This is a genomic window from Streptomyces sp. NPDC002867, assembly GCF_053591895.1.
Genome location: NZ_JBSFUR010000012.1, coordinates 1 through 12,308 on the forward strand (window position 1 = coordinate 1; position 12,308 = coordinate 12,308).

The window sequence follows — 12,308 nt, forward strand, 5'->3', positions numbered from 1 at the left end:
ATCTTCACCTGGAACGTGCTGCTGACCGGTGTGCTGGTCCTGCTCGCCTTCCCGGTCCTGGCGGCCGCGCTGTTCGCCCTGGAGGCGGACCGCAAGTTCGGATCGCACATCTTCGACGCCTCCAACGGCGGCGCCCTGCTGTGGCAGCACCTCTTCTGGTTCTTCGGCCACCCCGAGGTGTACATCATCGCCCTGCCGTTCTTCGGCATCGTCTCGGAGATCATCCCGGTCTTCTCCCGCAAGCCGATGTTCGGTTACATCGGTCTGGTGGGCGCGACCATCGCGATCGCCGGTCTGTCCGTGACGGTGTGGGCGCACCACATGTACGTCACAGGCGGCGTGCTGTTGCCGTTCTTCTCCTTCATGACGTTCCTCATCGCGGTCCCGACCGGTGTGAAGTTCTTCAACTGGATCGGCACGATGTGGAAGGGCTCGCTGTCCTTCGAGACACCGATGCTCTGGACGATCGGCTTCCTGGTCACCTTCACCTTCGGTGGTCTGACCGGCGTCATCCTGGCCTCGCCGCCGATGGACTTCCACGTCTCCGACTCGTACTTCGTCGTCGCGCACTTCCACTACGTCGTCTTCGGCACCGTGGTCTTCGCGATGTTCGCCGGATTCCACTTCTGGTGGCCGAAGTTCACGGGCAAGATGCTGGACGAGCGGCTCGGCAAGATCACGTTCTGGACGCTGTTCATCGGCTTCCACGGCACGTTCCTGGTGCAGCACTGGCTCGGTGCCGAGGGCATGCCGCGTCGTTACGCGGACTACCTCGCCGCCGACGGCTTCACCGCGCTGAACACGATCTCCACGATCAGCTCGTTCCTGCTGGGCCTGTCGATCCTGCCCTTCATGTACAACGTCTGGAAGACGGCGAAGTACGGCAAGCAGATCGAGGTCGACGACCCCTGGGGCTACGGCCGTTCGCTGGAGTGGGCCACGTCCTGCCCGCCGCCGCGGCACAACTTCCTCACGCTGCCGCGCATCCGCAGCGAATCTCCCGCGTTCGACCTGCACCACCCGGAGATCGCGGCTCTCGACCAGCTTGAGCACGGCGGCATCCCGGCCGGCGTGACGGCCGGTGGCAAGGAGGAGAGCAAGTGAAGATCCAGGGCAAGATGTTCCTCTGGCTGAGCGTCTTCATCCTGGCCATGGCCGTCCTGTACGGCGTGTGGTCGAAGGAGCCTGCCGGAACCACCGCGCTCTTCCTGGCCTTCGGCCTGAGCGTCATGATCGGCTACTACCTGGCCTTCACGGCCAGGCGGGTGGACGCCATGGCCCAGGACAACAAGGAAGCCGATGTGGCCGACGAGGCCGGCGAGGTGGGCTTCTTCTCCCCGCACAGCTGGCAGCCGCTCTCACTGGCGATCGGCGGTGCGCTCGCCTTCCTCGGCGTCGCCATCGGCTGGTGGCTCCTGTACTTCTCCCTGCCGCTGATCCTGATCGGCATCTTCGGCTGGGTCTTCGAGTACTACCGCGGTGAGAGCCAGAACCAGTAACGCCGCGTCAAGCGCGACACGTCGGGCCCGGATCCCCTTCACTCCAAAGGAGGCGGATCCGGGCCCCTCGTTTGGAGTCATCCAGCGCGCCGCTGGTGACAAGCGTTCATAGCGTGTGCTCATGAACCACACGCCGCACTTCCGCACCGTTCTCAGCTGCACTCTGGTGGTCGTGACCCTCGGGGTGGTCGCGACAGCGTGCGGCGAGCCCGACGGCCATCCCCTCGCCGCACAGCCCTACGACGCGGCGCGGCAGGTCAGCTTCAACGCCGACGCCGGGGACCACAAGGTGGACCCCGACAAGCCCCTCGAGGTCACCACCAAGAGCCGCTCCGGCCGGATCACCGACGTCACCGTCACCGACGACGCCAGGCGCTACCTCGCCGGAGAACTCTCCGCCGACGGCCTGCGCTGGCGCTCCACCGCACCCCTCGCCGCAGGCGCCCGCTACACGATGCGGGTGGCCACGGAGGACGAGGACGGCGCGCCCGGCCTGCGCGTGCTCACCTTCGAGACGAAGCCCGCCAAACGCTTCCTGACCGCCGAGTTCGGCCCGAAGTCGGGCACGTACGGCGTGGGCCAGCCGGTCACCGCCAAGCTCAGCACGGCCGTCAAGGGCAACGAGGCGAGGCGGGTCGTCGAACGCGCCCTGAAGGTCAGCTCCAAGCCCGCAGTGGAGGGCTCCTGGTACTGGGTGGACGACAAGACGCTCCACTACCGCCCGAAGGATTACTGGCCCACAGGAACGGTCGTCAACGCGACCAGCAACCTCGCGGGGGTGAAGGTCGAGAACAAGATCTACGGCGGCCGCTCCGAGCCGCTGAGGCTCACCATCGGCGACCGCATCGAGGCCATAACCGACGCCGCGTCGCACTCCATGGTGGTCAAGCGCAACGGAGAAGTGATCAACACCATTCCGGTGACCACCGGCAAGCCCGGCTTCGCCACGCGCAACGGCATCAAGGTCGTGCTCGGTAAGGAGTCGTTCGTCCGGATGCGCAGCACCACCATCGGCATCGCCGAGGGCAGCTCGGAGGCGTACGACCTGCCCGTCTACTGGGCGACCCGCGTCACCTGGAGCGGTGAATACGTCCACGCGGCGCCCTGGTCCGTCGGATCACAGGGCTTCGCCAACGTCAGCCACGGCTGCACCGGGATGTCCACCGCCAACGCCGCCTGGTTCTTCAATACGGTCCGGGAGGGCGACATCGTCGAGGTCGTCAACAGCTACGGCGACATAATGGACACCTTCGGGAACGGCTTCGGCGACTGGAACCTGCCCTGGGACAAGTGGCGCGAGGGCAGCGCACTGACCGGCGGCACGCCCCAGGAGACCGGCAGCGCCGCCGTAGCCGCCCGCCTCAGGCCGGCTGTCTAGCAGGTGGGCCGGTTTCCCCCTGGCTTCGCCGGGGGACCCCCACGGCGCTCGGGCGGCGTCGACGGCCCGCTCAGGCGGCGTGGTGGGAGAGCCGGCGGCGCAGCAGCGACGCCAGCGCCTCGGCGAACTCCACCGGCTCCACCGGGAGCGTCACCGCCGCCTCCGCGCGGCTCCAGGTCGCCAGCCAGGCGTCCTGCGGGCGGCCGATGAGCAGCAGCACGGGCGGGCAGTCGAAGATCTCGTCCTTGATCTGCCGGCACACGCCCATGCCGCCCGCGGGAACGGTCTCGCCGTCCAGCACGCACACGTCGATGCCGCCCTCGTCGAGCGCCTTGAGCACGGCGGGCAGGGTCGCGCACTCCACGAACCGCACCGGCGGCACGTCGGCGGCCGGCCTGCGACCCGTTGCCAACCTGACCTGCTCGCGGGTATTGGCATCGTCGCTGTAGACCAGGACCGTGGCGCTCGACTGCATGGTTCCTCCGCCTCGTACGAACAGAGCTTGTGGCGCGGATGCTACTCCTCCCGACTGGCTGTCAACACCGGTTCGGACATGGCTTCGATGGGCCGTTCGGGCTGGACAAGTGCCACTGACACACCGAACGGCACCCCCCGGAGTGAGGGCGGGATAAGCGACCGACATAATGTCGGCGTGGCGACAGCAACGACAGTAGAAACCGGGCACGCGCACCCGTCGGTCAATCGGCCGAACCTCACCAGCGTCGGAACCATCATCTGGCTGAGTTCCGAGCTGATGTTCTTCGCGGCCCTCTTCGCGATGTACTTCACCCTGCGATCGGTGACGGGTGCCGAGTTCTGGGCAGAGAAAGCCGATGCGCTGAACTTCCCGTTCTCGGCGACGAACACCACGATCCTGGTGCTCTCCTCCCTCACGTGCCAGCTCGGCGTCTTCGCCGCCGAGCGCGGCGACGTGAAGAAGCTCCGCACCTGGTTCGTGATCACCTTCGTGATGGGTGCGATCTTCATCGGCGGTCAGGTCTTCGAGTACACGGAGCTGGTCATGCACGAGGGGCTCTCCCTCTCGTCCGACCCGTACGGCTCCGTGTTCTACCTGACCACCGGCTTCCACGGCCTCCACGTGACGGGCGGTCTCATCGCCTTCCTGCTGGTTCTCGGCAGGACGTACGCGGCCAGGAGATTCACCCACGAGCAGGCAACCGCCGCCATCGTCGTGTCCTACTACTGGCACTTCGTCGATGTCGTCTGGATCGGCCTCTTCGCCACGATCTACATGATCAAGTAATCGGCGCGGGCGGCACGCACCGAGCGGAAGCCGCCTGAAGCAGACATAGTCCAGAAGCATCGACGCAGAAGATCCTGACACCGGGGTAATCCGTGAAAAAGCTCTCCGCACGACGACGCCATCCGCTGGCGGCGGTCGTCGTCCTACTCCTCGCGCTGGCGGCCACTGGGGGGCTGTACGCCGCGTTCGCACCCGCGGACAAGGCGCAGGCCGATGAAACCGCCCAGTCCCTCGCCATCAAGGAGGGCCAGAAGCTCTACACCGTCGGCTGCGCCAGCTGCCACGGAACCGGCGGTCAGGGCACCTCCGACGGCCCGTCCCTGGTCGGCGTCGGTTCCGCCGCTGTCGACTTCCAGGTCGGCACCGGACGCATGCCCGCCCAGCAGCCCGGCGCGCAGGTGCCGAAGAAGAAGGTCATCTACACCCAGAAGGAGATCGACCAGCTCGCTGCGTACGTCGCCTCCCTGGGTGCCGGCCCGATCACGCCGACCGAGAAGGACTACAGCCCCGAGGGCGCGGACATCGCCAAGGGTGGCGATCTGTTCCGCACCAACTGTGCGCAGTGCCACAACTTCACCGGTGAGGGCGGCGCCCTGACCGACGGCAAGTACGCCCCGAGCCTCGAAGGCGTCAGCGCGAAGCATCTCTACGAAGCCATGCAGACCGGCCCGCAGAACATGCCGTCCTTCCCCGACACCACGATGCCCCAGCAGCAGAAGCGGGACATCATCGCGTACGTCAACTCCGTGAACGGTGACGAGACCCCGACCCCCGGCGGCTTCGCCCTCGGTGGCCTCGGCCCCGTGAGCGAGGGTCTGTTCGGCTGGATCTTCGGTCTGGGTTCGCTGATCGCCGTTGCCGTCTGGGTTGCGGCCCACACCGCTAAGGCCAAGAAGTCATGAGTAGCCAAGAGAATTCAGAAGAGAACCTGCCGGCAGGGCAGGGCACCGCGCACGACGCGGCTCACGGTGGCGGCACGGCCGTCGCACAGCGTGACGAGGACCCGTTCGCCGATCCCGGACTGCCGGCCCACAAGCCGCGCGTCCAGGACATCGACGAGCGTGCGGCCAAGCGCTCCGAGCGCACCGTCGCCTTCCTGTTCACGCTGTCGATGCTTTCCACGATCGGCTTCATCGCCTCGTTCGTGATCTTCGACGTCAAGAAGATCGTCTACATCTGGCCGCTCGGTCACATCAGCGCGCTGAACTTCGCGCTGGGCGTGACCCTGGGTCTCGCGCTCTTCTGCATCGGCGCCGGCGCCGTGCACTGGGCGCGCACCCTGATGTCCGACGTCGAGGTCGCCGACGACCGGCACGCGATCGAGGCCGCGCCCGAGGTCAAGGCCAAGGTCATGTCGGACTTCGCCGACGGTGCGCGTGAGTCCGCGATCGGCCGCCGCAAGCTGATCCGCAACACCATGTTCGGCGCGCTGGCCATGGTGCCGCTCTCCGGTGTGGTGCTGCTGCGCGAGCTCGGCCCGCTGCCCGAGGACAAGCTCCGCCACACGCTGTGGGCCAAGGGCAAGACCCTCATCAACATGAACACGAACGAGCCGCTCCGTCCCGAGGACGTCGCGGTCGGGTCGCTGACCTTCGCCATGCCCGAGGGCCTGGAGGAGAGCGACCACGAGTTCAACACCGAGATCGCCAAGGCCGCCCTGATGCTCGTCCGCATCCAGCCGGAGGACATCAAGGACAAGCGCGAGCTCGAGTGGTCGCACGACGGCATCGTCGCCTACTCGAAGATCTGCACCCACGTCGGCTGCCCGGTCAGCCTGTACGAGCAGCAGACGCACCACGTCCTCTGCCCGTGCCACCAGTCCACCTTCGACCTCTCCGACGGCGCCCGCGTCATCTTCGGCCCGGCCGGTCACCCCCTTCCGCAGCTGCGGATCGGTGTGAACGCCGAGGGCAACCTCGAGGCGCTCGGCGACTTCGAAGAGCCTGTCGGTCCTGCCTTCTGGGAGCGCGGATGAGTACACAGACGGATACGCAGAAGAAGGCGCCCGCCGGCGAGCGGGTGGCCGACTGGGCGGACGGCCGGCTCGGGATCTACTCCCTGGCCAAGGCCAACATGCGGAAGATCTTCCCGGACCACTGGTCCTTCATGCTGGGCGAGATCGCGCTCTACAGCTTCATCATCATCATCCTCACGGGTGTGTACCTGACGCTGTTCTTCCACCCGAGCATGAACGAGATCGAGTACCACGGCTCGTACGTGCCGATGCAGGGCATCCGCATGACCGAGGCGTACGCCTCGACCCTGGACATCAGCTTCGACGTCCGCGGTGGTCTGCTCATCCGGCAGATCCACCACTGGGCCGCGCTGATCTTCCTCGCCGCCATGTTCGTGCACATGATGCGCGTGTTCTTCACCGGCGCGTTCCGCAAGCCGCGTGAGATCAACTGGCTGTTCGGCTTCCTGCTGTTCGTCCTCGGCATGTTCACCGGTTTCACCGGTTACTCGCTGCCCGACGACCTGCTCTCCGGCACCGGTGTCCGCTTCACGCAGGGCGCGATCCTGTCCACGCCGATCGTCGGCACGTACATCTCGATGTTCCTGTTCGGCGGCGAGTTCCCCGGCCACGACATGGTGGCCCGGTTCTACTCGATCCACATCCTGCTGCTGCCGGGCATCATGCTCGGCCTCGTGGTGGCGCACCTGATCCTGGTCTTCTACCACAAGCACACGCAGTTCGCGGGCCCCGGCCGCACGAACAAGAACGTCGTCGGCATGCCCCTGCTGCCGGTGTACATGGCCAAGGCCGGAGGCTTCTTCTTCCTGGTCTTCGGTGTCATCGCGATCATCGCCGGCCTGTTCACCATCAACCCGGTGTGGGCGCTCGGCCCGTACCGCCCGGACCAGGTGTCCACCGGCGCGCAGCCCGACTGGTACATGGGCTTCGCCGAGGGTCTGATCCGTGTGATGCCGGGCTGGGAGATCAACCTGGGGGGTTACACGCTCGTCCTGGGCGTGTTCATCCCGCTGGTCCTCTTCGGTCTGGTCCTCGGGGCGATCGCCGTCTACCCGTTCATCGAGTCCTGGATCACCGGCGACAAGCGCGAGCACCACATCCTGGACCGCCCGCGCAACGCGCCGACCCGTACCGCCCTGGGCGTCGCCTGGGTCACCGGCTACGTGATCATGCTGCTCGGCGGTGGAAACGACATCTTCGCCACGCACTTCCACCTGTCGATCAACTCGATCACCTGGTTCGTCCGGATCACCTACTTCGTCGGACCGGTTCTCGCCTTCATCATCACGAAGCGGATCTGCCTGGGTCTGCAGCGGCGTGACAAGGAGAAGGTGCTGCACGGACGCGAGTCCGGCATCATCAAGCGCCTGCCGCACGGTGAGTTCGTCGAGATCCACGAGCCGCTGTCGCAGGCCGACCGGTACAAGCTGACCGCGCACGAGCAGTACCAGCCCGCCGAGATCGGCCCGACGGTCGACGAGAACGGTGTGCGCCGCAAGATCGGCCGTATGGAGAAGCTGCGCGTCAAGCTCAGCAAGGGCTACTTCGGCGGCGACAACCAGGTCGCCAAGCCCACGGTCGACGAGTACAAGGAGATCACCAGCGGCCACGGCCACCACTGATCACCTGACCTGTTGGTCGCCACAGCGCGGGCCCCGTCCAGCGAATGGACGGGGCCCTTCGCTGTGCCCCGGCGCTGGATAGGGTGGGACCCATCCTTATCGGCTTGTGGACCCAGGAGTGGACCATGAACGTTGTGACCCCGGTTGGCGGCGACAGCGTGGCGGCCCCCTCCTGGCCGAGCGTGCTGAACGCCCTCCTCGACAACCGCGACCAGAGCGCCGACGCCACCGCGTGGGCCATGGACCGCATCCTCAGCGGCGAGGCCACCGACGCGCAGATCGCCGGCTTCGCGGTGGCCCTGCGGGCCAAGGGCGAGACCGTCGAGGAGATCTCGGGCCTCGTACGGACCATGTACGAGCACGCCAACCTCATCGAGGTCCCCGGCCCCAGCGTCGACATCGTCGGCACCGGCGGCGACGGCGCGAAGACGGTCAACATCTCCACCATGTCCGCGATCGTCGTCGCCGGTACGGGCGCGAAAGTGGTCAAGCACGGCAACCGGGCCGCCTCGTCGGCGAGCGGCGCCTCGGACGTCCTGGAGAAGCTCGGCGTCAATCTGGAGCTGTCCCCGCAGCGCGTGGCCGAGGTCGCCGAGGAAGCCGGGATCACCTTCTGCTTCGCGGTGAAGTTCCACCCGGCACTGCGCCATGTCGCCATGGCCCGCAAGGAACTCGGCATCCGCACCGTCTTCAACTTCCTGGGCCCGCTCACCAACCCGGCCAAGGTCAGGGCACAGGCCACCGGTGTCGCCGACGCCCGGATGGCACCCATCGTCGCCGGCGTCCTCGCCGAGCGCGGCTCCTCCGCGCTGGTGTTCCGCGGCGACGACGGGCTGGACGAGCTCACCACGACCGCGACGTCCCGCGTATGGAGGGTCCGGGACGGCGAGGTGACCGAGGAGGCGTTCGACCCGCGGGACCTCGGTATCGACCTGGTGCCCGTGGAGGCCCTGCGCGGCGCCGACGCCTCGTACAACGCCGACGTGGCGCGCCGCCTGCTCGGCGGCGAGACCGGCCCGGTGCGGGACGCCGTCCTGCTCAACTCGGCGGCAGCGCTGGCGGCGCTGGAGCCGACCGACGGCACGCTGAACGAACAGCTGGCGGCCGGTATCGCGCGGGCGGCGCAGTCGATCGACTCGGGCGCGGCGCGGGCGGCGCTGGAGCGCTGGGTGGCGGCGAGCAACGCGTGACGTCCGGCGGAACGACGCACCACGGGTGAGTCCGGCAAGGGCGCGGTCCACTATGCGGACCGTGCCCTTGCGCCATCCGAGACGTATGGCAGGATGCTCTCCAAGGTCATGAGTGACAGCGATTACGGCCCCGGCCCGCTGTCCGGCAACCCTCCGTCCGTGGCGGGGTGCCCCGGGTGAAGACCAGGCCGCAGGCAGCGAGGTCTGTGGCAAGCGCGGACCCCTTCCAGCCCTGGGGTCCTGGTCCTCGAGGAGCTGTCTCGTGAGCAAGCGAATGCGATAGGGCGTTCCGCCCCTTCTTCACCACACCTCCGTGCGGGATGTCCGTGCGTCGAGGTCTTTCCCCGTACGCCGTTGCACAGCTGCGCTGTTGCGCCGTCGCGGGGCCTGTCGAAGCCAACTCGCCTTTTCCTGCCGGGAGATACCGTCATGTCCGCACGCCCTGTCGCCGCCACCGCCACCGCGTCCACCGCTGCCGCCTCCGCCGACTGCGACCCCTGCTGCTCCGCGCCGCTGCCCGTCCTCGGCCGGGATGTCACCGTCCCGCTCGTGACCGGTGGCGAGGTCACGTACGCCGCCCTGGACTACGCGGCGAGCGCCCCGGCGCTCCAGCGCGTGTGGGACGACGTCGCCGCGTACGCCCCCTACTACGGCAGCGTGCACCGGGGCGCCGGATACCTCTCGCAGCTGTCCACCGACCTGTTCGAGAACAGCCGGGCCACCGTCCACTCCTTCCTCGACTGCCGGGACGGCGACCAGGTCGTCTTCACGCGCTCCACCACGGACTCGCTCAACCTGCTCGCCGCCGTGCTCCCCGCCCACTGCCAGGTCTTCGTCTTCGAGACCGAGCACCACGCGTCGCTGCTGCCATGGAGTGATGCCCGCGTGACGTACCTGAACGCGCCGCGCACCCCGGAAGAGGCGGTACGGACGCTGGAGCACGCGCTCGCCGAGCGCGACCCTTACGGTCCGGCGCTGGTGTGCGTGACCGGTGCGTCGAACGTGACCGGTGAGCTGTGGCCCGTGAAGGAACTCGCCGCCGCTGCTCATGCGCACGGTGCGCGCATCGTGCTGGACGCCGCCCAGCTCGCGCCCCACCACCCCGTGTCCGTACGGGAGTTGGACGTCGACTGGGTCGCCTTCTCGGGACACAAGCTGTACGCGCCGTTCGGTTCCGGCGTGCTCGCCGGCCGCGCCGACTGGCTCCAGCACGCGGAGCCGTACCTGGCGGGCGGCGGCGCGTCGCGGAAGGTGGCGCGGCGCGCGGACGGCGGCGTGGACGTCGAGTGGCACACGACGGCCGCGCGCCACGAGGCCGGTTCGCCGAACGTGATCGGCGTCTACTCGATCGCGTCCGCCTGCAAGGCGCTCACGGAGGCCGGGTTCGACACGCTGGTCGAGCGCGAGCAGCACCTGATCGCGAAGGTCCGCGAGGGGCTGGCGGAGGTGCCGCAGGTCCGCGTCCTGTCGCTCTTCGGCGACGATGCGCCGCGCGTCGGCGTCATCTCGTTCGTGGTCGACGGCTGGAACAGCTCGCACTTCGCGGCGGCGCTGTCGGCGGAGTACGGGATCGGCGTCCGGGACGGCCTGTTCTGCGCCCACCCGCTGGTGCGCACGCTGCTCGGCAGCGACCCGCAGGAGGCCGGCGAGTGCGGTGCGCCGGAGGCGGAGCCGGGGGAGCGGTCGCTGAACGCGATCCGCGTGAGCTTCGGCGCGGGCACGCCGGACGAGCATGTGGAGCGCTTCGTGGGGGCGGTGCGGGAGCTGGTGCGCGAGGGCGCGAAGTGGACGTACCGCACGGAGGACGGCCGCTGCGTCCCTGCGGTCTGAGTCCGGGGCGTCGCGCCCCCGGGGCGGCGCACCCCGGTGCGCTGCCCTCCCTCATAGCCCTTCGGGCATGGGAGGTACCCCAAGCGCTACGCGTCGAGGCCGATCGCGAACGCAGCCTCCAGGTCGTGCTGCGAGTACGTGCGGAACGCCACGTGCGTGTCCGTCGCCTCGACGCCCGGGATCTTGCTGATGCGGCCCGGAATCACGTCCGCCAGGTCGTCGTGCTTCGCCACGCGCACCATGGCGATCAGGTCGTACGTGCCGGTCACGGAGAAGACCTCGCTGACGCTGTCCAGCGCCGCGATCGACTCGGCGATCTCGGGGATGCGGTCCACACTGGTCTTGATGAGCACGATCGCGGTGATCACGGTTGGCTTTCTCCCTCGGTGGCCGCTGCAGATGTCCTCACTCTAGTCCCACCCCGGAATCGGCCCCACGCGTAGAGGAAGCCCGCCGAGAACCCCGCGAGGTGCGCCAGGTACGCGACCCCCGGGCCGCTGCCCGCCTTCTGGGCCGCCAGCCACTGCAGGACGAACCAGAAGATCAGCACCGCCCACGCCGGGAAGCGCAGCGGCAGGAAGAAGAGGAACGGGTACAGGCTCGTCACCCGCGCCTTCGGGAAGAGGAACAGGAACGCGCCCAGCACTCCCGAGATCGCCCCGGACGCGCCCACCAGCGTCTGCGCGGATTCCGCGTTGGCCACCGCGTACGCGAGCAGGGCCACGTAGCCGGCGCCCAGGTAGAAGAGGGCGAACTCCGCACGACCCATGCGTTCTTCGGCCATCGTGCCGAAGACGTAGAGGAAGAGCATGTTCCCCAGCAGGTGCAGCCAGCTGCCGTGGATGAACAGGGCGGTGAAGGGCGTCAGGAGCGCGCGGGGCGATCCGGTCAGGAGGTCCGCCGGGATCACGCCCCAGCGTTCGAAGTACGCCTCCTGCGCCGCGAGCAGGGCGTCGCCGAGCCCGTGGGAGGGGTCGAGGCCGGAGACCGGGCTGACGACGAAGATCGCGCAGCACAGTGCGATCAGGCCGTAGGTGACGACCGGCCCCTTCGCCGCCTCCCGGACCATGTCCCGTGCCCTGCCCCACCTACTGATCATGGACAGAGCATGGCGTAGCGGGACCGAAGGGTACAGAGTGCCTCGCCGTGCCACGGGCACCCTCCCTCGAGCTCCGCTCCGCGTGAGCATCGGGTGCCCCCATGCCCGTAGGGTTACAGGCAGTACATCCGCAGTTCGAGGGCGCACTGCGGCACAGGACCCGCACGACGGAAGAGGACGGCACGATGACGACGGTTCCCTGGCCTACCGCCGAGACCAGGTGGCGCTGCACACTCTGCGGCAACCTCACACGCTTCGATGTGACGCGCTCGTCCAAGGTCGTCGAGTACGTCCATCTGGACCTTGCCGGCGAGCCGACTGTGGAGGAGCGCGAGGTGGTCAGTGAGACCATCGAGTCGGTCCGCTGCCGCTGGTGCAACGCGGTGGACCAGATCGAGCTGGTGGACAGGCCGGGCGCCGCTTCCTGAGGGAGAGCGGCCCGCAAGGGTGG

The 12,308-nt window shown here is 68.1% G+C and carries 13 protein-coding genes and 1 riboswitch; of the genes, 10 read left to right on the forward strand and 3 right to left on the reverse strand.

From position 1 onward, the window contains the following. The 3 genes from ACWD0A_RS14255 to ACWD0A_RS14265 form a co-directional block, all read left to right on the forward strand. A partial coding sequence (locus ACWD0A_RS14255; protein ID WP_451297879.1) for a cytochrome c oxidase subunit I occupies positions 1 to 1,104 on the forward strand: 1,104 nt, incomplete at its 5' end. Continuing rightward, the gene (locus ACWD0A_RS14260; RefSeq protein ID WP_451297881.1) at positions 1,101 to 1,499 is read left to right on the forward strand and encodes a cytochrome c oxidase subunit 4; all 399 of its coding nucleotides are present in this window, start codon (positions 1,101 to 1,103) and stop codon (positions 1,497 to 1,499) included. The genes ACWD0A_RS14255 and ACWD0A_RS14260, both read left to right, overlap by 4 nt. A 121-nt stretch (positions 1,500 to 1,620) precedes the next feature. Then, positions 1,621 to 2,877 (forward strand): Ig-like domain-containing protein, encoded by a 1,257-nt coding sequence (locus ACWD0A_RS14265; protein WP_451297883.1) that lies wholly within the window; start codon positions 1,621 to 1,623, stop codon positions 2,875 to 2,877. Positions 2,878 to 2,947: 70 nt separating this feature from the next. Here the strand turns inward: ACWD0A_RS14265 and ACWD0A_RS14270 are convergent, their stop codons facing one another. After that, positions 2,948 to 3,352: a DNA-binding transcriptional response regulator gene (locus ACWD0A_RS14270; protein ID WP_365990098.1), complete on the reverse strand. Its 405-nt coding sequence runs from the start codon at positions 3,350 to 3,352 to the stop codon at positions 2,948 to 2,950. A 177-nt stretch (positions 3,353 to 3,529) separates the two neighbouring features. Here ACWD0A_RS14270 and ctaE point away from each other — a divergent pair, with 177 nt between their 5' ends. The 6 genes from ctaE (at position 3,530) to ACWD0A_RS14300 (ending at position 10,758) form a co-directional block, all read left to right on the forward strand. Next, positions 3,530 to 4,141: an aa3-type cytochrome oxidase subunit III gene (gene ctaE / locus ACWD0A_RS14275; RefSeq protein ID WP_451297885.1), complete on the forward strand. Its 612-nt coding sequence runs from the start codon at positions 3,530 to 3,532 to the stop codon at positions 4,139 to 4,141. A gap of 92 nt (positions 4,142 to 4,233) precedes the next feature. After that, complete coding sequence (qcrC, locus tag ACWD0A_RS14280; RefSeq protein WP_451297887.1) at positions 4,234 to 5,043, forward strand: cytochrome bc1 complex diheme cytochrome c subunit; 810 nt, start codon at positions 4,234 to 4,236, stop codon at positions 5,041 to 5,043. Continuing rightward, entirely contained in the window at positions 5,040 to 6,116 is a 1,077-nt protein-coding gene (qcrA, locus tag ACWD0A_RS14285; RefSeq protein WP_451297889.1) for a cytochrome bc1 complex Rieske iron-sulfur subunit, read from the forward strand. Before qcrC ends, qcrA begins: the two co-directional genes overlap by 4 nt. Continuing rightward, a complete protein-coding gene (gene qcrB / locus ACWD0A_RS14290) occupies positions 6,113 to 7,738 on the forward strand; it encodes a cytochrome bc1 complex cytochrome b subunit (RefSeq protein ID WP_451297891.1) in 1,626 nt (541 codons plus the stop codon). Before qcrA ends, qcrB begins: the two co-directional genes overlap by 4 nt. Before the next feature lie 125 nt (positions 7,739 to 7,863). After that, positions 7,864 to 8,928, forward strand: coding sequence for an anthranilate phosphoribosyltransferase (gene trpD / locus ACWD0A_RS14295; protein ID WP_451297893.1), 1,065 nt, complete (start codon positions 7,864 to 7,866; stop codon positions 8,926 to 8,928). Between the two features lie 104 nt (positions 8,929 to 9,032). After that, a riboswitch (SAM riboswitch) is annotated at positions 9,033 to 9,150 on the forward strand. A gap of 207 nt (positions 9,151 to 9,357) precedes the next feature. Beyond that, a complete protein-coding gene (locus ACWD0A_RS14300; RefSeq protein ID WP_451297895.1) occupies positions 9,358 to 10,758 on the forward strand; it encodes an aminotransferase class V-fold PLP-dependent enzyme in 1,401 nt (466 codons plus the stop codon). Positions 10,759 to 10,844: 86 nt separating this feature from the next. Here ACWD0A_RS14300 and ACWD0A_RS14305 read toward each other — a convergent pair whose 3' ends face one another. Then, positions 10,845 to 11,126: an Lrp/AsnC family transcriptional regulator gene (locus tag ACWD0A_RS14305; RefSeq protein WP_031069742.1), complete on the reverse strand. Its 282-nt coding sequence runs from the start codon at positions 11,124 to 11,126 to the stop codon at positions 10,845 to 10,847. Continuing rightward, positions 11,123 to 11,857 carry a rhomboid family intramembrane serine protease gene (locus ACWD0A_RS14310; protein ID WP_451297897.1) on the reverse strand — a complete coding sequence of 245 codons (735 nt, stop codon included), beginning with the start codon at positions 11,855 to 11,857 and terminating at the stop codon, positions 11,123 to 11,125. Before ACWD0A_RS14310 ends, ACWD0A_RS14305 begins: the two co-directional genes overlap by 4 nt. Positions 11,858 to 12,042: 185 nt before the next feature. On the opposite strand from ACWD0A_RS14310, the gene ACWD0A_RS14315 reads away from it, so the two are divergent. Beyond that, complete coding sequence (locus tag ACWD0A_RS14315; protein ID WP_177152820.1) at positions 12,043 to 12,285, forward strand: hypothetical protein; 243 nt, start codon at positions 12,043 to 12,045, stop codon at positions 12,283 to 12,285. Positions 12,286 to 12,308: the final 23 nt, after the last annotated feature.

Excerpts from the sequence above, each read along its gene's own strand:
- ACWD0A_RS14265 (WP_451297883.1), top strand. The coding sequence starts at position 1,621 with ATGAACCACACGCCGCACTTCCGCACCGTTCTCAGCTGCACTCTGGTG.
- ACWD0A_RS14270 (WP_365990098.1), bottom strand. The coding sequence starts at position 3,352 with ATGCAGTCGAGCGCCACGGTCCTGGTCTACAGCGACGATGCCAATACC.
- trpD (WP_451297893.1), top strand. The coding sequence starts at position 7,864 with ATGAACGTTGTGACCCCGGTTGGCGGCGACAGCGTGGCGGCCCCCTCC.
- qcrB (WP_451297891.1), top strand. The coding sequence starts at position 6,113 with ATGAGTACACAGACGGATACGCAGAAGAAGGCGCCCGCCGGCGAGCGG.
- ACWD0A_RS14315 (WP_177152820.1), top strand. The coding sequence starts at position 12,043 with ATGACGACGGTTCCCTGGCCTACCGCCGAGACCAGGTGGCGCTGCACA.
- ACWD0A_RS14310 (WP_451297897.1), bottom strand. The coding sequence starts at position 11,857 with ATGATCAGTAGGTGGGGCAGGGCACGGGACATGGTCCGGGAGGCGGCG.
- ACWD0A_RS14300 (WP_451297895.1), top strand. The coding sequence starts at position 9,358 with ATGTCCGCACGCCCTGTCGCCGCCACCGCCACCGCGTCCACCGCTGCC.
- qcrA (WP_451297889.1), top strand. The coding sequence starts at position 5,040 with ATGAGTAGCCAAGAGAATTCAGAAGAGAACCTGCCGGCAGGGCAGGGC.